This is a genomic window from Nocardia sp. NPDC003693 (genome assembly GCF_053981095.1).
Map to the genome: position 1 here is coordinate 1 of NZ_JBSFNO010000053.1, position 18543 is coordinate 18543.

Consider the following 18543-nt stretch of genomic DNA (forward strand, 5'->3'; position numbering starts at 1 on the left):
CCCGAAGTCTCGTTCTTCCCTCCTTCCGCTCCTCCGCTTCGCTCCCCCGCTCCACTCAGTCCAGAACGAGACGGGCCGCGAACCTTGCTGTTATCTCGTCGAGGGCAAGTGAGCAGCCTTGGCCGGATTCGGGTCGCGGTCGTGTGAAACGGACACGACCGAGAAGTTCGGTTGTCGGCGAGCAGTTCGTTGAGGTTGTGACACCGTTCGCTCGGGGTCTCTCGAAGGGTGTGCGAGGGGCGCTATGTCTTTATGTCGGGTCGGCGTGTCCGGGTGGGTGTGGTCCTGGACGGTGGTTCCCGGTTCTCCACTAAGCTCGGCTTTCGTGGTTTCGCAGCAGTCCGAGCAAGCAAGCGTGGACCGCCGTACCCGATTGCTGGCCTCGGCGGCGATCACCGTGGGGCGGCTCTCCGATGTACTGACCCCGCTGGGGGAGATGTTCGCCGCGCACGGTCATCAGCTCTACCTGGTGGGTGGCACGGTGCGCGACGCGGTGCTCGGGCGGCTCGGTACCGACCTGGACTTCACCACCGACGCCCGGCCCGAGGCGGTGCAGGACATCGTGCGCGGGTGGGCCGATCATCTGTGGGACACCGGCGGGCTGGCGTTCGGCACGGTGAGCCTGGCCAAGGACGGTCAGCAGCTGGAGATCACGACCTACCGCAGCGAGAACTACGACCGCGTCTCGCGCAATCCGGAGGTGACCTTCGGCGACAGCCTCGAGGGTGATCTGGTGCGCCGCGACTTCCGGGTCAACGCGATGGCGGTGCGCATCGGCGGGCTCGGCGAACTCGAGTTCGTGGACCCGCTGAACGGGATGGACGATCTGCTGGCGGGCGTGCTGGATACGCCCGCGCTGCCGGAGGATTCGTTCCAGGACGATCCGCTGCGCATGCTGCGCGCCGCCCGGTTCGTGTCCCAGCTGGGGTTCGACCTGGCGCCGCGGGTGCGGGCCGCGATCGTGGAGATGGCCCCGGAGCTCGAGCGCATCACCGCCGAGCGGGTGCGCGCGGAGCTGGACAAGCTCATCGGCGGCGCGCATCCCACCGAGGGCATCGACGTGATGGTCGAGACCGGGCTGGCCGCGCAGGTGCTGCCCGAGGTGCCCGCGATGCAGCTGGAGATCGACGAGCACCACCAGCACAAGGACGTCTATCAGCATTCGCTGACCGTGTTGCGCCAGGCCATCGATCAGGAGGAGGGCGATCCGGATCTGGTGCTGCGCTGGGCCGCGCTGCTGCACGACATCGGCAAGCCGCCCACCAAGAAGAACGAGTCCGGCGGCGGCGTGAGCTTCCACCACCACGAGGTGGTGGGCGCGAAGATGGTGCGCAAGCGCATGCGGGCCCTGAAGTATCCCAAGCAGTTCACCGAGGACGTGGCGCGGCTGGTGTACCTGCACCTGCGTTTCCACGGGTACGGCAAGGGGCAGTGGACCGATTCGGCGGTGCGCCGCTACGTGACCGACGGCGCGGAACTGCTGCCGCGCCTGCACAAGCTGGTGCGCGCGGACTGCACGACCCGCAACAAGCGCCGGGCCGCGCTGCTCAGTTCGACCTACGACGATCTGGAAGCGCGGATCGAGAAGCTGGCCGAGCAGGAGGATCTGGCGCGGGTGCGCCCGGACCTGGACGGCAACGCGATCATGGAGTTGCTGGGCATCCAGCCGGGGCCGGACGTGGGCCGGGCGTGGAAGTTCCTGAAGGAACTGCGCCTGGATCGCGGCCCGCTGCCGCGCGACGAGGCCGAGGCGGCGTTGCTGGAGTGGTGGCAGAGCGCGAAATAGGCGCGGGGGGCCCGGGTTCGAGGGCCCGGGCTCAGAACACGATGAGCGTGGTGCCCGCGACGATGGCCGAGCGGATCTGCGCCAGATCGAAGGAGCCCTCGACGCCGGGCAGGTCGGCGGTGAAGCGGATGTGGTCGCCTTCGCGGTGCGCGCTGGTGATCCGGGCCTGATTGGGCAGTTCGGACAGCGGAATCGGTTGCAGCCGGGTCCATCTGCGGGGTGCGCGGACGCCGAGCCAGTGTGCCCGCTGCACGGTGATGCTCAGGACGTTGTCGGTGATGTGGGCTTCGATGAGGGCGCGCAGGCGTTTTCGCCGGTGGGTGGCCAGGACCAGGCCGTCGCCGGCGGGCTCGACCGTCCAGTCCGGTTGCCAGGAGTTGATCCAGTTCAGCAGCGCGGCGATGGTGACGACGCCGGTGACGTCGAGCTGCGCGGCGCGGACGGTGGTCGGCACCCCCGGGACGAGTCGGACGCCGTGCGCGATGACGGTCAGCTCCTCGACCGGGTGCTCGTTCCAATACATGCCGGTCACAACGGTTTTGGTCTGGAAGTGCGCGCCGCGTCTGCGCACCTTGAGGGTGTGCAGGGTGGCCCGCAGTTCGTGACCCATGAAGGTGGCGGCGGCTTCCTGCCCGCCGAATCGGCTCAGGATGCCCTCGGAGAGCAGGGTCATGAGCACGTCGGGCATGAGCGCGGTGACGGTGCCGACGCCGATTTCGGTGACGGGGTCGATCCAGGCGGTGGTGAAGCTGGTCCACTGGTCGACCCACGTCTGGTCGAACAGGCGTTTTCCCAGGTCCAGCCCGAGGTCCACCGCGCGCAGCGGGGACCAGGCCTTCGGATCGAAATACGTGGCCATGTCTGCATCGAGCGTACTGGTCACTCGTCCGCACACCAGGGGCACGCGCGTGACTCAGGACACACCCGGGCGGTCGGGGCGCGGACCGCGTTTCTTGTCCCGGGCCCGGCGCGCCTTCACAATCGGAGCTGCGACCCGAGGACCGATTGCTGGGAGGCCGTATGACCGTGGATCTGAACAGCGATCTGGGCGAGGGGTTCGGCGCGTACCGCATGGGCGACGACGCCGCGATGCTCGAGGTGGTCACCAGCGCGAACATCGCCTGTGGTTTCCACGCCGGCGACCCGGTGATCATGCGCCGCACCTGTGCCGTGGCCGTCGAGCGGGGCGTCCGGATCGGCGCGCACATCGGTTATCGCGATCTCGCCGGTTTCGGCCGCCGCGCGCTGGCGGTGTCCCCCGCCGAGCTGCGCGACGAGACCCTGTACCAGCTGGGAGCTCTGGACGCTTTCGCGCGCGCGGCCGGTGATCGGGTGCGCTACGTCAAACCGCACGGCGCGCTCTACCACGCGGCCGGCGCCGACCGCGCCCTCGCGGACGCGATCGTCGCGGCGATGCGCGAGTTCGACCCGGACCTGGCCCTGCTCGGCCCCGCGAACACCGAGCTGGCCCGGGCCGCCGAGTCCGACGGAACCCGTTTCCACGCCGAGGGTTTCGCCGACCGCGCCTACACCCCCGACGGTCTGCTCGCCCCCCGCGGTCGCCCCGGCGCGGTCCTGACCCCGGATGCCGCCCTGGCCCAGGCCCTCTCGATCGCACGCGACGCCAAGGCCACGACGGTGGACGGCGGCACGGTGACGGTCGACGCCGCGAGCATCTGCGTTCACGGCGACTCCCCCGCCGCGGTGGAGATGGCCCGCCGGATCCGCGCCGCCCTCGACGAGGCCCGGATCCCCGTCCGGCCCTTCACCTGAGGGGGTGCGCCGTGAGCGCTCGCACCCCGGTGGAGCCGGATCCCGCGCGGGAGCGCCGGCCCCTCGCGCCCTCGGCGCGGATCGCACGGTGTGCCGGCGATGTGGCCTTGCCGAAAACGCCCTCCGCCGCGCGTGATCGGGGGTTCGATGGTTCGGGTCGGCGGGTTGCCCACCGGCACGCGGCCGATGCCGTGCGCGCCTCGGCGCTGACGGCGTGGCGGCCCGATCGTCCGGCCGCACCCACGGGAATGAGCGAGTCATGAGCGATTCGGATATCGAGCAGGCGGGCGAGATCCGCCGCGCGGGCGACAGCGCGCTATTGGTGATCCCGCCCGTGCGGTCGATGGTGGCCGACCTGGTCGCCGCGTTGCGCCCGCGCCCGGCGGGGGTGCAGGACGTGCTGCCGGCCGCCGAGACGGTACTGGTCACCCTGGTCTCCCCCGCCGCCGTGGAATCGGTACGGCGGCACCTGGATACGCTGCTGCGCCATCTGGACGCGGCCGCCCGGGTCAGCGTGGGTGGCGAACGAGCGGCCGCGGGCCGTTCCACCCCGGAGTCGCGGGACTCGGACACGAGGACCCACCCTCGCCCCGGAGCGGCTGAAACCGGCGGCACCCCTGCTGCTACCGATTCACGGGTGGACAGCACGGATTCGGCGGCCGGTGATTTCCGTGCACACGCGCCGGATCCCGGGGAACCCGCCGCCGTCGATTCGCCCACCGAGCCGGTCCTCATCCCCGTCCGGTACGACGGCGAGGACCTGGCGGCCGTGGCGGAGCTGCTGGGGCTGACCGAGGCCGAGGTCATCGCCCAGCACACCGGGGTCGAATGGCGGTGCGCCTTCGCGGGATTCGCGCCGGGCTTCGGGTATCTCGAATCCCCCGACGGCCGCCTGTCGGTCCCCCGCCGCGATCGCGCGCGAACCGCCATCCCGGCGGGCGCGGTGGCACTGGCCGGCGGCTACAGCGCGGTCTACCCCCGGCGCAGTCCCGGCGGCTGGCAGCTCATCGGCACCACGGAGGCCGTGATGTTTCACGTGGATCAAGACCCGCCCGCCCTCGTCCGCGCGGGTACGCGCGTCCGGTTCGTCGATATCGAGGCGGGGCGATGAGTAAGGGCGAGCAGCCGGCACCACGGGCTCGGCGGGACCTCGTGAAGCCGGCGAATCGCGCGTGGCGAGCCGGTGATTCGGGACCGGAACGGCGGACGTCCGGGAGTCGACCCGCCGGCCGGTGCGGCGGAAAGACCGACCACGACGACTCCCGACCGGGAGGCAAGTCGATGTGCGACGGGCGAGGAGCGTGGGCGAGTACCGGATCGAATCGTTCGCCGGGCGAGAGTTCGCGCGCGCCTCGTCGGAGATCGGGGACCACGGCGAGCCGGGAGACGGGGCGATGAGCGCGGGACTGCGAGTGGAGAAGGTGGGGCCGCTGGCCACCGTGCAGGATCTCGGGCGGCCGGGGTGGTTCGACTCCGGGGTCGGGGTCGCGGGGGCGGCGGACCGCGGGTCGTTGCGGCTGGCCAACCGGCTGGTGGGAAATCCCGAGGGGGCGGCGGGAATCGAGGTGCTGCTGGGTGGGCTGGAGCTGCTGGCCGAGCGGCATCTGACCGTCGCGGTGACCGGTGCGGCCGCGCCCGCGACGGTCGACGGGTGTCCGGTGGGGGCGGCCAGCGTGCTGCGGCTGGAGGAGGGCCAGCGGCTCCGGCTGGGCTGGGCGACAGCGGGATTGCGCAGCTACGTCGCGGTGCGCGGTGGGCTGGCGGTGGACGCGGTGCTCGGTTCGCGCAGTCGCGACACGCTGTCCGGCCTCGGCCCGGATCCGCTGCGCGCGGGCGACGCACTGCCGATCGGCGCACCGCCGCGCGAGTTTCCGATCGTCGACGTGGCCCCGGTGGCTCCGCCGCCGGCCGGGCGCGTCACCGTTCGGGCGATTCCGGGTCCGCGCGCGGACTGGTTCGCCGATCCGGCCGCCCTCTTCCGCGGTGACTGGTCGATCGCCTCGGAGACCGACCGCATCGGCGCGCGCCTGGACCGCCGCACCGGCCCCGCCCTGGAACGCGCGCAATCCGGCGAGTTGCCCACCGAGGGTATGGCGCTGGGCTCGGTCCAGGTCCCCCCGAGCGGCCAGCCGGTCGTCTTCCTCGCCGACCACCCGATCACCGGCGGCTACCCCGTCATCGCCGTGGTGCTCGCCGCCGACGTCGACGCCGTGGCCCAGGCCCGCCCCGGCCAGCCACTACGCTTCCTCCCCTACTACTGACCCGCGCGCCGGCCCACCGCGCTGTGCCGCGCGCCGGGCGATCCGGCCGCATGCCGAAACCGGCTGCGCCGCACCCACGTCCCGGCCGCGCGCTCGACGCCCCGCCCCGGCCACCCGGCCACTCCGCTTTCCCTGCCCGAGGCGCGCGCCGACGTCCCGGATGCGCCGCGACTCATTCCTCCGGCCGCAGCCGCGCCCGCATCAGATACACGTTGTAGCTGTCCCAGGCCGACATCAGGAAATACAGATCGGTGGCCGTCGACCACGGGTGGATGAACCCGCCGTACGCCGAGGGATAGTCGTCGAGGTCGGCGAGCGGGACCGGTTCGGTCCACACGCCCTGGGGTTCGGCGGCGGTGCGCAGCACGATCTGGTTCCGCTGCAGGTCCAGGTAGACCATGCGCCAGCGCCCGCTGCCGGGGTCGTAGTGCACCGAGAGCTCGCTGGCGGTGCCGGAAACCAGTGGGGTGGCGAGCAACTCGTTGGGTCCGGCGGCGGCGGTCCAGGTGTCGCCGATCCAGTACTGGTAGGCGGTCTTGTTCAGCACCTGGCCGGCGGGCACCCGGGCGAGCCCGACCGTGCCCATGCGCCCGTTTGGCGTGCCGAACATGTAGACCCAGTCGCCCCGCGGCACCATCGCCACCACCTGGAACCGGCCGAGCCCGAAGAAGTTCTCCCAGCGCGCCCACTGCGATTTGGTCCAGGTGCGCCCGTGGTCGTCGGACCAGGCGAGCCCGCCGTGCCCGGTCCACCACATGCCGGGCATTCCCCACCGGGCGACCGACATGTAGCTCAGGTACTGCCGGTCGCCGACGCTGAATCCGGACGTCGGAATGGTGGTGACCTCCAGGTTCTTCAACCGTCGCGCGTCCAGGATCTCGGCGGCGTGGCAGCGGCTGTCCTGGACGAAGGTGTCCAGTGCGAGTCCGTCGCTCAGGTCGCGATCGGTGCTGTAGGCGATGACGTTGCTGCGCCAGTCCTGATCCCCGGTGCCCGCGCCCGGCGGCTCCCAGCCCTTGCCGAAGGTGTCGCCGAAGACGACAGCGACCTCCCCCGGCCGGTGCTCCCACACGAGTCCGAGGTCGGTGCCGTCCACGGACCAGCGCATGTCGGTGCGATTCTCGGACCCGCGCCCGGTGACCTGCTGGACCAGTTCGACCGATTCGACCGCGGGCAGGGGCAGCGGCGCGACGGCTCGCGCGACCTCCGGCGGTTGCACCGCGGCGGGCGGAAGGGGTTGTGGTTCGGGCGGTTCCCCGCCCGGCACCGGAACGGGAATGGGTTCGATGTCGGGCTGGAATTCCAGGCGCGGCAGCTGCGGCAGCGGTCCGCTTCCCGACGAGCCGCCGGTGGCGGGCGGCGCGTCCGGGACGCCCGGCGCGAGTCCGGGTTCCGGGTCGGCCGGCGGCTTGTTGTCGCGAATGTCCGGGCAGGGGTTCGCACACGGATCGGCGGGCAGCGGCGCCGGGTCGATGCGCGTGTTGTCCGGTCTCGGCCCCGGCATGGGCACCGGCACCAATTCCGGTAGCGGGAACTGGATTCGGATGGTGGGGTCCGGCGGCGGGGGCGGCGGGATCGGAACCCCGGGCTCGGGGTCGCGGCGCAGCGGATCGAATCCGGTTTCGCCGCAGCTGTTCACCGGCGGCGGCGCCCACGGGTGACTGCGCGCCTGGGCCGGGGCCGCGGGCAGCAGCAGCGTGCCCACGGTCAGCACGCCCGTGCACAGCAGCGCCGCCGGGATTTCCGAGCGCGAACCGGGTCGAAATCCCATACGGCGTACTTCTCCTCGTCCGGACGTGCACCGAGAGCGATTCGCTCCCACGGTAACCGCCGGTTCGCGGAGCCCGCGCCGGGTGGAACACGTTGTCGGCCGGTTGTGATCGAGCCGAGACGAACACGCCGGTCGACCGGCCGTGGAACACGCGGGCCGACCGGCGCGAGTCAGGGCGTGCGGCGCGAGTTCACTGCGATGGCGGCAATACCCAGCGCGTAGATCCCCGCCGCGACGAGCACCGCGGCGGGCGCGCGCCCGTCGATGGGAATCCACACCGCGGTGAGCGCCAGCGCCCCGACGTAACTCATGTTGAAGATGGTGTCCTGCAGCGCGAACACCTGTCCGCGGTGCAGGTCGTCGATATCCATCTGCATGGCGGCGTCGCCGGTGAGCTTGATGGTCTGCCCCGCGATGCCGAGCAGGAACAGTCCCGCCAGGAAACAGGTTTCCGCGCGCCGCTCCCCCGCGCCGGTGGCCAGGGTGATCGGCGTGAGGAGCGCGAGCTGGACGACGATGGCGAAACCCAGGGCCGCCACGACCGTTCGCGATTTCCCCCAGCGGGGAATCACCCAGGGCGCGACGAGCGCCGCGACCAGCATGCCGGCCCCGGTGGCGGTGATGGCCGCGCTGAAGCGGGCCAGGTAGGCGGCGTCCTCGGTCCAGTTGCCGCGCCGCAGCACGAGCACCACCAGCAGCGCGTTCATGCCGAGGGCCATGCGGTGCGCGCCGATGCCGAGCAGCGCGGTGGTGACCTCGCGTGAGTGCCAGGCCGCGCCCGCGCCGCGCCGCAGTCCGGCGGCGACCGCGCGCACCGAACCCAGGGCATCGGTGCGCGGCGTGTCGCGGGCCGGCCCGAGGTCGGCGTGGTCGCTGCCCGGCGGCGCGCCGCCCGCGCGGTCGGGTCCCAGGACGTGCGGCCGGAAGCCGGCGGCGGCCAGGCCGCCCAGGATCGATCCCGAGGCGCTCACCGCCACCGCGATCGCCGAGGCCGTGTCGCCCGCCCCGATGATCCCGATGATCCCGAATCCGATCCCGGCGCCGAGGAACGCGCACGCCGAGGAGATGGTGACCAGCACCGAGTTCATCGGCACCAGCCAGTGCGTGTCCAGCACCCGGGGCAGCGCGGCCGAGACGCCGGCCCCGATGAACCGCGAGGTGCCGATGACGGCCAGCGCCAGCACCAGCAGCGGCGGTGAGGGCGCCCCGGCCAGCAGTCCGGCCGCGGTGAGCGCGATGAGCGATCCGCGCAGCACGTTGGCCACCAGCAGGACTCGGCGCCGATCCCAGCGATCCAGCAGCGCGCCCGCGAAGGGCCCGATGACCGAGTAGGGCAGCAGCAGCGCCGCGAATCCGGCGGCGATGGCGAGCGGATCGGTCTCGCGTTCGGGGTTGAACAGGATGGCGCCCGAGAGCGCCGCCTGGAACATCCCGTCGCCGAACTGCCCGGTGAGCCGGACGGTGCTGAGCCGCAGCGTGCCCGGATTCTCGCGGATGCCCGTGCGGGCGTGCGCGAGTCCGGAGCGGAGCCGGGACAGCCGGGTGCCCCCCGCCGGGGTGCCGGCGGGGCGCGTGTCCGGTTCGCTCACCGGGCGGGGTGCGTGGTCACCAGAGCGAATACCGCGGCGCGCATGTCCTCGGCCATGGGGAGATTGTCGAGACTGTCGGCGTCGATCCACTGGAATTCATCGTGTTCGCCGGGCGAGAGCAGTACTTCTCCCGCGTCGGCCTCCACGACGAAGCTGTATTTGCGTACCCGGGATTTGGTGCGGGTCGCGTAGTCGAATCCGCCGAGTACTTCGGTGATACGCAGGATTCGGAGTCCCGTTTCTTCGAAGAGTTCGCGTTCGACGCATTCGGCGAAGGTTTCGCCGGGTTCCACGCCACCGCCCGGAAGTTCATACTTACCCCCATGCCAGTCGTCGGCGACACGCCTTACGACCAGGAGTTTTCCGCCGCGGAATACCGCGACGCCCACCACGAAGTGGTTGATCCCCTCGCTACTGGCCTGCTGCCGGAGTTCGCGTTCGATGCCCGCTAATACGTCGGGTCGCATCCCCTTGCTCTCCCTCCGGTTTCACTTGCGGCACATCATGATACGGTCGCCGACCGAACCCCGCTGCCGGGGTGCTCGGGTCGGGGTCGCGCCGCCGGGTATTTGCCCGAATCGGAGTCCGGGGGTGAAGTGCCTGGTCTGGGGCGTGCGGGGTGTTGCTGTCCGCACGCTAGAATTTACCGGGAATTCAGGTTGGCCCATCCGAAGTGCCCCTACCCTGGATTCTGATCGGTGCACGCCGGTGAGAGGAGTACGGCGGTGTCCACGCTCACGACACCACACATCAACGTCCATCGTGCCGGTGACCGTATGAAAACCCGTGTCGCCTGGCTGGATTCGAAGCATTCGTTCTCCTTCGGGGAACATTACGATCCCGACAACACGCATCATGGACTGTTGCTGGTCAACAATGAGGACATCGTCCTGCCCGGGGAGGGATTCGAAACCCATCCGCATCGGGATATGGAGATCGTCACCTGGGTTTTGAGCGGCAGCCTGGTGCATCAGGATTCGCTCGGTCACAACGGGGTCATCTATCCGGGTCTGGCGCAGCGTATGACGGCGGGTTCGGGCATCCTGCATTCGGAGAAGAACGATTCCTGGCGGTTGAGCACGGCGCCCGCGCACGAGGAGCCGGTGCACTTCGTCCAGATGTGGGTGGTGCCCGACGAGCCCGGCGCGACCCCGGGGTATCAGCAGCTCGAGGTGGACGCGGAGTTGGCGGGTGGTGCGCTGGTGACGGTGGCCTCGGGTTTGCCGCGGTATCGCGATCGCACGGCCATCGCGATCGGCAGTAGTCATTCGGCGATGCATGTGGCTCGGATGCCCGGTTTCGGCGAGGGATCCGAGGTTCGCCTACCCGAGGCGCCCTACCTGCACCTGTTCGTCGCGCACGGCGAGGTGGAGCTGGAGGGCGTCGGAACCCTGTACGCGGGCGACGCGGTCCGCATGGTGCGCAGCGGCGGGCAGCGGGTCATCGCGAACCTGCCGTCGGAAATTCTGGTGTGGGAGATGCACGCGCGCCTGGGTGGGCAATAGCATCGGGAGCGATTCGTGAATACGTCAAAAGGGACGAATCGGGCACGTTAACGGTTGGCTCGTACGTCCGCGATACCGGGAGCACCACCCACGGAAGGACGTCTCATGTCGTACCCGCCCCCACCGCCCGGCGAATACAACCCGCAGGGTGGGCAGTACCCGGGTCAGTACCCCGCGCCGCCGCCCGGGAACTACCCGCCGCCCGGTGGCCAGTACTGGCAGGAATCGCCCAAGGGCAAGGGCCTGGCGATCGCCGCCCTGATCCTCGGCATCCTCGCGCTGCTGTTCTGCTGGACCATCGTCGGCGGCGTCTTCGGCGGCATCCTGGCCATCATCTTCGGCGCGATCGCCATGGTGAAGGCCCGCAAGGGTCGCGCGGGCGGGCTCGGAATGGCCGTCACCGGCCTGATTCTCGGCGTTCTCGGCCTGATCGCCGCGGTCGTCATCGGCCTGGTGGGCTACAAGATCTTCGAGGACAGCGGCGGCAAGGATTTCCTGGACTGCGTCAGCAACGCCGGCAGTGATCAGTCCAAGCTCGATCAGTGCGAACGGGATTGGAACCAGCGCATCGAGGACAAGTACAGCATCACGCTGGAGCCGACCCCGACCCCCTGAGGCGCGGCGGCCGGTGCTGAACGGGCTTGCACGCGCGGGTCGCGTTCACCACTTCCGCGAGTTCGGGCCGAAAGTCGCCGTCCGGTGGGCGGATCCAGGTCCGGTAGCCGGTGTGCTCGTCCGTCGGTGACGGCAGCACGATGTGGCTACCGGGCAGCGCGACCGCGGCGCATTCGCTGAAAAGGTCGGAGAACAGGACCATATCGAGGTACGAGTCGTCGGTCGGTCCGGTGAGGAACGTCCAGCGCCCGGCGCGCGGATGGCCGATGACGGGCCCGCACCGCGCGCGGGCCGCGAGGTGGTCGCGCACGCGTGCACCGAGGTCGGCGGGCATGGTGACGGCCCCGACGGCGCCGACTTCCAACATGATTCGGCCGAGCGCGGAGTCCACGATGCCGTAGAGTCCGTGCTCCTTCCGGTAGCGGCGGCAGCGGGCCAGCGCTTCCTGAGTGTCGGTGTACGAGGACGGGTCCAGCGCGCTCATGGCGAACCTCCTGCTACCGACCCTATTCTGCCGCAATCGGTATGACAATAGTCACACGCCGGTGAGTTGCGGGGGTAGCATCGGCTGGCATGGCACCCGTCTCGCCCACCGTCGCCCGGTGGGAGTTGGTCCTGCGATTACGGGAGCTGCGCGAGCAGCGCGGCTTCGATTCGGCGACGTTCGCCAAACGGACAGGGTTCACCCCGGCCAACTGGTCCCACGTGGAGAAGGGCAGACGGGTGCTCACCGCCAGCACCATCGAACCGGTGCTCGCCCTGCTGGAGGTGGAGGGCGAGGAGCGCGGTGAACTGCTCGCGCTGCTGGCGCAGAGCAAGGAGCGGGGCTGGTGGGCCAAATCGTCCGCGCTCATCGGGCCGGAGCTGCAGCGCTACTACGGCATGGAGTTCGGCGCGGACAGCATTCGCAGCTACGACAGCCTGGTGATCCCGGGCCTGCTGCAGACCGAGGAATACACCCGGGCCCTGATCAGCGCCGACGTCATGATCCGGCCGGTGCAGGTGGAACAGCTTGTCGCGGTGCGCATGCGGCGGCAGGAGCGGCTGCGGGACGCGGCGCCGCTGGAGCTGACCGCGGTGGTCGGCGAGGCCACGCTGCTGCAGCAGATCGGCGGTTCCAAGGTATTGCGCGGCCAGCTCGAACATCTGGCACACCTGCTGGACGAGCTGGATTCGCTGACGGTGCGGGTGATTCCGTTCACCGCGCCGGGCGGCGGAATTCTCGGGGGCTCGAGTTTCCATCTGCTGGATTTCGCTTCGGAGTCGCTGCCCACCTTCGGCTGGGCGGAGAGCGCGGTTTTCGGTGGCGCCGTGGACGATTCGGATCAGATTCGCGATCTGGGTTTCGCATTCGTGCGTGCACTTGACCAATCACTCAGTCGTGCAGAGTCTTTGGAGTTGATCAAGACTTATTCGCAAGGGTAGGAGACACATGCGAGACGGTAAAATACCGACCATGGACAGCACCGCGAAATACCTTCCGGAATCCACCGGGTGGTTCACATCGTCCCGCACCAACAATGGGAATCAATGTGTCGAGGTTCGTTTCGACGGCGATGCGGTGTTCATCCGGGACAGCAAGTTCCGGCGTGACCCCGCGCGGAGCCACGCGCACGAGCCGATCATCACCGTGACCGCCGCCGAATGGATGCGTTTCCTCACCGTTCTGCTGAACCCCGGGCCCGCGCCCGCGGATACCGGGCTCCTGCAGGCCCGGCCCGCCCCCGGCGGTCACACCGCGCTGCGGCACGCCGGCATCGGTCTCGTCTACACCCCCGGCGAGTGGGAGGCGTTCCTGGCCGGTGCGCGCGACGGCGAATTCGATCGGGTGCTCGAATCCGCGTAGCGCGAACACCGGACGATCCGCCGGGCTCGCCGCGCCCGGAATCGGCATACTGGGGATCGTGACTTCGCAGCTGAACAATCCCTCCGGTCTCGACCTGTCGTTCCGCGATGCGGGAGTACGGGTGCAGGACGACCTGTTCGCGCACGTCAACGGCGAATGGCTGGACAATTACGAGATACCGTCGGATCGGGCGGTGGACGGCGCGTTCCGCACGCTCTACGACCGGGCCGAACTGGACGTGCAGCGGATCATCCAGGACGCCGCGGCCTCGGACGCCGCGCCCGGGAGCGAACAGCGCAAGATCGGTGATCTCTACAACAGCTTCATGGACGAGGCCGCCATCGCCGCGGCCGGGCTGACCCCGATCGCCGGGGAGCTGGCCGAGGTGGCCGCGGTCGCGGATCGCGGCGAGTTCGCCGCCCTCATCGGCCGGCTGCAGCGCACCGGCGTCGGCGGCGCCCTGGCCTTCTACGTCGACACCGACGACAAGGACTCCACCCGGTACCTGGTGCACGCCACCCAGTCCGGCATCGGCCTGCCCGACGAGTCCTACTATCACAAGGACGACTACGCGGAGATCCGCGACAAGTACCGCGCCCACATCGCCCGGGTCTTCGACCTGGCGGGCCTGGACTACGACCCGGAGCGCGTGTTCGCGCTGGAGGCCAAGCTCGCGGCCGGGCACTGGGACGTGGTGCGCCGGCGCGACGCCGAGAAGAGCTACAACCTCACCACGATCGAGGCGCTGATCGCGGATCACCCCGAGTTCGACTGGGCGGCCTGGACTTCGGCCCTCGCCGCGGGCGTCGAGCGTTCGGGCGCGGAGTTGTTCGCCGAACTGGTGGTCCGCCAGCCCGATTTCGTGCGCACCTTCGCCGAGCTGTGGGCCTCGGAGTCGCTCGACGACTGGAAGGCGTGGGCGGCCTGGCGCGTGGTCAAGGCGCGCGCCCCGTACCTGACCGACGAACTGGTCGAGGCGAGCTTCGACTTCTACGGCCGCACCCTGACCGGCGCGCCGGAGAACCGCGAGCGCTGGAAGCGCGGCGTCTCGGTGGTGCAGGATCTGCTCGGCGAGGCGGTCGGCAAACTGTATGTGGCCCAGCACTTCCCGCCCGCGGCCAAGGCGCGCATGGTGGAGCTGGTCGGCAACCTGCAGGAGGCGTACCGCCGCAACATCGCCGACCTGGAGTGGATGAGCCCCGCCACCCGCGAGGCTGCGCTGGCCAAGCTGGAGAAGTTCACCCCGAAGATCGGCTACCCGGACGAGTGGCGCGACTACGAGGCCATCGTCATCGACCCGGCCGATCTGGTCGGCAACTACCGCAACGGCTATGCGGCCGAACACGATCGGGATCTGGACAAGCTGGGCGGCCCGGTCGACCGCGGCGAATGGTTCATGACCCCGCAGACGGTGAACGCCTACTACAACCCGGGCATGAACGAGATCGTGTTCCCCGCCGCGATCCTGCAGCCGCCGTTCTTCGACATGAACGCCGACGACGCAGCCAACTACGGCGGTATCGGCGCGGTCATCGGCCACGAGATCGGCCACGGCTTCGACGATCAGGGCTCCAAGTACGACGGCGACGGCAACATGGTCGACTGGTGGACCGAGTCCGACCGCACCGAGTTCGGCAAGCGCACGAAGGCGCTGATCGATCAGTACGACACCTTCTCCCCCAAGGACCTGTCCGACGATCACAAGGTCAACGGCGAGTTCACGATCGGCGAGAACATCGGCGACCTGGGTGGCCTGTCGATCGCGCTGTCGGCCTACGAGATCTCGGTCGAGAACGGCGACTCCCCCGTCCTGGACGGCCTCACCGGCCTGCAGCGCGTGTTCTTCGGCTGGGCCCAGGTCTGGCGCACGAAGGCCCGCCCCGAGGAGGCGATCCGCCGCCTCGCCGTGGACCCGCACTCCCCGCCGGAGTTCCGCTGCAACGGCGTGGTCCGTAACCTCGACACCTTCCACACCGCGTTCGACGTGAAGCCGGGCGATGCCCTGTACCTCGACCCCGAGCAGCGCGTGAAGATCTGGTAGCGAACGACATTCGCGGCCCGTACCCCACCCGGGGTGCGGGCCGCTGTGCTGTGACCGGGCAGCGTTACTCGACCCGGATCCGGTCCTCGGTGGCCGCGTCGAAGTAGAAGATCTCCTCGGGCTTGGGTCGCAGGTACAGGCGGTCGCCCAGGGCCACCGAGAAGCGGCGATCCACGCGGGCGACGATCCGGCCCGAGCGGCTGGACCAGTCGCCGGTGATGCCGTGGGAGTAGAGGAACGACTCCGCGCCGAGTTCCTCGAGGAGCTCGACCTCCACCGGCAGCGCGCCGGCCGGGTCGGTGGTCACCTCCCAGGACTCGGGGCGGATGCCGGCCACCACACGATCGCCGGTGACGGTGCGCGGGAGCGGGATTCGCAGCTCGGACAGCACCGCCGCGCCGTCCCGGACCGGGGCGGTCAGCAGGTTCATGCCGGGCGACCCGATGAAACCGGCCACGAAGGTGTTCACCGGATCGTCGTACAGCTCGCGCGGCGCCGCGATCTGCTGCAGCCGGCCGTCGCGCAGCACCGCCACCCGGTGGCCCATGGTCATGGCCTCGACCTGATCGTGGGTGACGTACACCGTCGTGGTGCCGAGGCGTTTCTGTAGCGCAGCGATCTGGGATCGCGTGCTGACCCGCAGTTTCGCGTCCAGGTTGGAGAGCGGTTCGTCCATGCAGAACACCTGCGGGCGGCGCACGATGGCGCGGCCCATGGCGACCCGCTGGCGCTGCCCGCCGGACAGCTTGGCGGGCTTGCGGTCCAGCAGATCCTCGAGTTCCAGCATGGCGGCCGCCTCGCGGACGCGAACCATGGTGTCGCTCTTGTTCATTCCGGCGTTGCGCAGCGCGAACCCCATGTTCTGCGCCACCGTCATGTTCGGGTAGAGCGCGTAGCTCTGGAACACCATGGCCACGTCCCGGGCGCGCGGCGGCAGGCCGGTCACGTCCTGCCCGCCGATCCGGATGCGGCCCGCGGTCACCGCTTCCAGGCCCGCCAGCATGCGCAGACTGGTGGATTTGCCGCAGCCGGACGGGCCGACCAGGACCAGGAATTCGCCGTCGGCGATCTCCAGGTTCAGATCGGCCACGGCCGGGTCCGGTGCACCCGGGTAGCTGAGGGTCGCGCCCTCGAATTGCACGGTCGCCATGCGGATGCCTCTCCTGGCCGTCTACTCGGGCAGCACGCTACTTCGGCAGCTTGGGGGTGATCTGCCGGTCGAGGATGTTCTGCAGTTGGGTGGTGATGTCGCCGAAAGCCGCTGCCGCGTCCCGGTTCTGGAGGCCGATCTGCTCCAGGCCGGTGCCGATGATCTGGTCGGCGCCGGGAATGAAGACGCGGGCGTAGTCCTGGGACCGGGTCAGGGCGAGTTGATCGATGGCGGTCTTGGAGTTCGGGTTCGCGGCCAGGAATGCCAGTTCGCTCGGGTCCTGCAACGCGGACTTGCGCACCGGCATGTATCCGGTGCCCTGCGAGAAGTACGCGGTGTTGGCCGGATTGGTGATGAACTCGATGAACTTGAGCGCGTTCTCCTTGCGCTTGTCCGAGATGCGCGCCGGAATCGCCAGTCCCGCACCGCCGGTGGTGGCGCCCGCGCCGTTCGGGTGCGGCAGGAACGCGGTGCCGAATTCCAGCTTGCCGGTGGCGTTCTGCTTGATGCTCTTGAGATCGCCGGTGGAGGCGATGGTGGAGGCGATGAGCCCGTTGCCGAACTCGACGGCGATCTGCGGCCGCACGCTCGCGTACTTCTTCACATTGATCATGTCGCGCAGGAAGTTTCCGGCCGCGATCGACTTGGGGTCGTTGAACTTCAGTTTCCACTCGTCGGAGTAGCCGCCGCCGAACGTCCACATCGGACCCTGGAACGTCCACGCGAGATACGCCTTGGCGTCACCCCAGCCGTGCGCGAACTTCTCACCGCTGAGCGTGGATTGGAGCTTGGGGCCCCACTCGTCGAACTCGGCCCAGGACTCCGGGCCGCGGTCCGGCAGCCCGGCCTTGGACCACGCGTCCTTGTTGTAGTAGAAGACCTGCGTCGACCGCGCGTACGGCAGCGCGTAGTGCTTGCCGTTGAACCTGTAGTCGGTGAGCAGCGAGTCCACGTAGTCCGCGGCATCGACCCCGGCCGAGGCGAAGTGACTGTCCAGCGGTTCGATGGTGCCGTTCAGCGCGTAGTTGAACCACCAGACATCGGACAGCACGACCACATCCGGCAGGTCACCGCCCGAGAGCGCCGCGTTGAACTTCTGCGACACCTCCTCGTAGTTCTTGCCCGCGTCGATCAGCTCGACCCGCAATTCCGGGTACTTCGCCTGGAAACGCGTGATGAGCTCGGCTTCCAGATCCTTCGACGTGCCAGGGTGATTGGACCAGAAGGTGATGGTGTTGGCGTCACCGTCCTGCTTGCCGCCGCCACCGGTGCCCGCGCACGCGGTCAGCGCCAGCCCGGCGCCCGCCGCGCCGGCCAGGCCGAGGAAGCCACGCCGCGACAGGGCGGGAAAACGTGAATCGGACACGGGAATCTCCTTCGGGGACTTGCGTTCGCTCGGCATCAGCCCTTGACCGCACCGGAGGTGAGGCCCTTGATCATGTGGCGCTGCAGCGCCAGGAAAACCACGAGAATCGGCAGCATGGTCAGCACCGTGCCGGCCATGACCGGCCCCCAGTCGGTGACGCTGGGGTTCTCGGTGTTCTGCAGCAGGGTGAGCCCGACCGGCAGGGTGGCGACCCGGGCGTCGTCGGCCATCAGGAACGGCCACAGGTATTCGTTCCACTCGTTGACCAGCGTCACCACCGCGAACGCCACCATGGTCGGCCCGGACATGGGCAGCACCACCCGGGTCAGCAGCCGCCACCAGCCCGCGCCGTCCATCCGCGCCGCCTCGATGACCTCGTGCGGCAGCGACAGGAAGTGGTTGCGCATCAGGAAAGTGCCGAACGCGACCCCGCACAGCGGCACGATGATGCCCTGAAAGGTGTTGCGCCAGCCCAGCTGCGCGATGAGCGCGTAGTTGGAGATGACGGTGATCTGGTTCGGCACCATGAGCGCGGCGATGATCACCAGGAACAGCACGGTCTTGCCCGGGAAACGCAGAAAGACCAGCCCGTACGCGCTGAGCACGCCGAGCACGAACTTCACCGACGAGATGGCCAGGGTGATGACGATCGAATTGCGCAGGAAGGTCCAGAACGGCAGCACCGTGGTCGCTTCCCCGTAGTTCTCCGCGTGCCAGCTGCGCGGCCAGTACACCGCGGGCTGGGTGTAGATGTCGCCGCGCTCCTTGAAGGAGGTGAGCAGGATCCACAGCAGCGGGACGCCGACGATGATCAGCACGCACACCATGGCGGCATAGCCG

17 protein-coding genes are annotated in these 18543 nt (G+C 69.5%); 9 read left to right on the forward strand and 8 right to left on the reverse strand.

Going from position 1 to position 18543, the window contains the following annotated elements; translation table 11 throughout:
* Positions 1-325 precede the first annotated feature (325 nt).
* Positions 326-1786, forward strand: a complete 1461-nt coding sequence (locus ACWDOP_RS35515) for a CCA tRNA nucleotidyltransferase (protein WP_454200827.1) — start codon at positions 326-328, stop codon at positions 1784-1786.
* A gap of 31 nt (positions 1787-1817) precedes the next feature.
* Here the strand turns inward: ACWDOP_RS35515 and ACWDOP_RS35520 are convergent, their stop codons facing one another.
* Complete coding sequence (locus ACWDOP_RS35520; protein WP_456348567.1) at positions 1818-2645, reverse strand: hypothetical protein; 828 nt, start codon at positions 2643-2645, stop codon at positions 1818-1820.
* Positions 2646-2806: 161 nt separating this feature from the next.
* Here ACWDOP_RS35520 and ACWDOP_RS35525 point away from each other — a divergent pair, with 161 nt between their 5' ends.
* From ACWDOP_RS35525 to ACWDOP_RS35535, 3 genes are all read left to right on the forward strand, one after another.
* Entirely contained in the window at positions 2807-3559 is a 753-nt protein-coding gene (locus ACWDOP_RS35525; protein ID WP_456348568.1) for a LamB/YcsF family protein, read from the forward strand.
* Positions 3560-3818: 259 nt separating this feature from the next.
* Positions 3819-4670, forward strand: coding sequence for a 5-oxoprolinase subunit B family protein (locus ACWDOP_RS35530; RefSeq protein ID WP_456348569.1), 852 nt, complete (start codon positions 3819-3821; stop codon positions 4668-4670).
* A 283-nt stretch (positions 4671-4953) separates the two neighbouring features.
* Complete coding sequence (locus ACWDOP_RS35535) at positions 4954-5820, forward strand: 5-oxoprolinase subunit C family protein (RefSeq protein WP_456348601.1); 867 nt, start codon at positions 4954-4956, stop codon at positions 5818-5820.
* A gap of 172 nt (positions 5821-5992) precedes the next feature.
* Here the strand turns inward: ACWDOP_RS35535 and ACWDOP_RS35540 are convergent, their stop codons facing one another.
* The 3 genes from ACWDOP_RS35540 to ACWDOP_RS35550 all read right to left on the reverse strand — a co-directional run bounded on the left by ACWDOP_RS35540 (position 5993) and on the right by ACWDOP_RS35550 (position 9647).
* Positions 5993-7591 (reverse strand): DUF4185 domain-containing protein, encoded by a 1599-nt coding sequence (locus tag ACWDOP_RS35540; protein ID WP_456348570.1) that lies wholly within the window; start codon positions 7589-7591, stop codon positions 5993-5995.
* A 170-nt stretch (positions 7592-7761) separates the two neighbouring features.
* On the reverse strand, positions 7762-9180 hold the full coding sequence (locus tag ACWDOP_RS35545; protein WP_456348571.1) for an MFS transporter: 1419 nt from the start codon (positions 9178-9180) through the stop codon (positions 7762-7764).
* On the reverse strand, positions 9177-9647 hold the full coding sequence (locus ACWDOP_RS35550) for an NUDIX hydrolase (protein WP_454200834.1): 471 nt from the start codon (positions 9645-9647) through the stop codon (positions 9177-9179). Before ACWDOP_RS35550 ends, ACWDOP_RS35545 begins: the two co-directional genes overlap by 4 nt.
* A 258-nt stretch (positions 9648-9905) precedes the next feature.
* Between ACWDOP_RS35550 and ACWDOP_RS35555 the strand changes: the two genes are divergently transcribed.
* A complete protein-coding gene (locus ACWDOP_RS35555) occupies positions 9906-10685 on the forward strand; it encodes a pirin family protein (RefSeq protein ID WP_454200835.1) in 780 nt (259 codons plus the stop codon).
* A gap of 105 nt (positions 10686-10790) precedes the next feature.
* Positions 10791-11300 carry a DUF4190 domain-containing protein gene (locus ACWDOP_RS35560; protein WP_454200836.1) on the forward strand — a complete coding sequence of 170 codons (510 nt, stop codon included), beginning with the start codon at positions 10791-10793 and terminating at the stop codon, positions 11298-11300.
* Here the strand turns inward: ACWDOP_RS35560 and ACWDOP_RS35565 are convergent.
* Positions 11272-11784 (reverse strand): hypothetical protein, encoded by a 513-nt coding sequence (locus tag ACWDOP_RS35565; protein WP_454200837.1) that lies wholly within the window; start codon positions 11782-11784, stop codon positions 11272-11274. The two genes, ACWDOP_RS35560 and ACWDOP_RS35565, sit on opposite strands and share 29 nt — an antisense overlap.
* Positions 11785-11873: 89 nt before the next feature.
* Between ACWDOP_RS35565 and ACWDOP_RS35570 the strand changes: the two genes are divergently transcribed.
* Genes ACWDOP_RS35570 through ACWDOP_RS35580 form a run of 3 tightly spaced genes read left to right on the forward strand, consistent with a single transcriptional unit; the run spans position 11874 to position 15187 of the window.
* Positions 11874-12725 carry a Scr1 family TA system antitoxin-like transcriptional regulator gene (locus tag ACWDOP_RS35570; protein ID WP_454200838.1) on the forward strand — a complete coding sequence of 284 codons (852 nt, stop codon included), beginning with the start codon at positions 11874-11876 and terminating at the stop codon, positions 12723-12725.
* A gap of 31 nt (positions 12726-12756) precedes the next feature.
* Positions 12757-13146, forward strand: a complete 390-nt coding sequence (locus ACWDOP_RS35575; RefSeq protein ID WP_456348572.1) for a DUF397 domain-containing protein — start codon at positions 12757-12759, stop codon at positions 13144-13146.
* Positions 13147-13204: 58 nt separating this feature from the next.
* Positions 13205-15187 (forward strand): M13 family metallopeptidase, encoded by a 1983-nt coding sequence (locus ACWDOP_RS35580; RefSeq protein ID WP_456348573.1) that lies wholly within the window; start codon positions 13205-13207, stop codon positions 15185-15187.
* A gap of 64 nt (positions 15188-15251) precedes the next feature.
* On the opposite strand, the gene ACWDOP_RS35585 is transcribed toward ACWDOP_RS35580, so the two are convergent.
* The 3 genes from ACWDOP_RS35585 to ACWDOP_RS35595 are packed head-to-tail and all read right to left on the reverse strand — an operon-like array spanning position 15252 to position 18530.
* Positions 15252-16337 (reverse strand): ABC transporter ATP-binding protein, encoded by a 1086-nt coding sequence (locus ACWDOP_RS35585; RefSeq protein WP_456348574.1) that lies wholly within the window; start codon positions 16335-16337, stop codon positions 15252-15254.
* A 37-nt stretch (positions 16338-16374) separates the two neighbouring features.
* Positions 16375-17703, reverse strand: a complete 1329-nt coding sequence (locus ACWDOP_RS35590; RefSeq protein ID WP_456348575.1) for an ABC transporter substrate-binding protein — start codon at positions 17701-17703, stop codon at positions 16375-16377.
* A 35-nt stretch (positions 17704-17738) separates the two neighbouring features.
* Positions 17739-18530, reverse strand: coding sequence for a carbohydrate ABC transporter permease (locus tag ACWDOP_RS35595; protein WP_456348602.1), 792 nt, complete (start codon positions 18528-18530; stop codon positions 17739-17741).
* Positions 18531-18543: the final 13 nt, after the last annotated feature.

Excerpts from the sequence above, each read along its gene's own strand:
- ACWDOP_RS35520 (WP_456348567.1), bottom strand. The coding sequence starts at position 2,645 with ATGGCCACGTATTTCGATCCGAAGGCCTGGTCCCCGCTGCGCGCGGTG.
- ACWDOP_RS35525 (WP_456348568.1), top strand. The coding sequence starts at position 2,807 with ATGACCGTGGATCTGAACAGCGATCTGGGCGAGGGGTTCGGCGCGTAC.
- ACWDOP_RS35530 (WP_456348569.1), top strand. The coding sequence starts at position 3,819 with ATGAGCGATTCGGATATCGAGCAGGCGGGCGAGATCCGCCGCGCGGGC.
- ACWDOP_RS35535 (WP_456348601.1), top strand. The coding sequence starts at position 4,954 with ATGAGCGCGGGACTGCGAGTGGAGAAGGTGGGGCCGCTGGCCACCGTG.
- ACWDOP_RS35540 (WP_456348570.1), bottom strand. The coding sequence starts at position 7,591 with ATGGGATTTCGACCCGGTTCGCGCTCGGAAATCCCGGCGGCGCTGCTG.
- ACWDOP_RS35550 (WP_454200834.1), bottom strand. The coding sequence starts at position 9,647 with ATGCGACCCGACGTATTAGCGGGCATCGAACGCGAACTCCGGCAGCAG.
- ACWDOP_RS35560 (WP_454200836.1), top strand. The coding sequence starts at position 10,791 with ATGTCGTACCCGCCCCCACCGCCCGGCGAATACAACCCGCAGGGTGGG.
- ACWDOP_RS35565 (WP_454200837.1), bottom strand. The coding sequence starts at position 11,784 with ATGAGCGCGCTGGACCCGTCCTCGTACACCGACACTCAGGAAGCGCTG.
- ACWDOP_RS35570 (WP_454200838.1), top strand. The coding sequence starts at position 11,874 with ATGGCACCCGTCTCGCCCACCGTCGCCCGGTGGGAGTTGGTCCTGCGA.
- ACWDOP_RS35575 (WP_456348572.1), top strand. The coding sequence starts at position 12,757 with ATGGACAGCACCGCGAAATACCTTCCGGAATCCACCGGGTGGTTCACA.
- ACWDOP_RS35585 (WP_456348574.1), bottom strand. The coding sequence starts at position 16,337 with ATGGCGACCGTGCAATTCGAGGGCGCGACCCTCAGCTACCCGGGTGCA.
- ACWDOP_RS35595 (WP_456348602.1), bottom strand. The coding sequence starts at position 18,530 with ATGGTGTGCGTGCTGATCATCGTCGGCGTCCCGCTGCTGTGGATCCTG.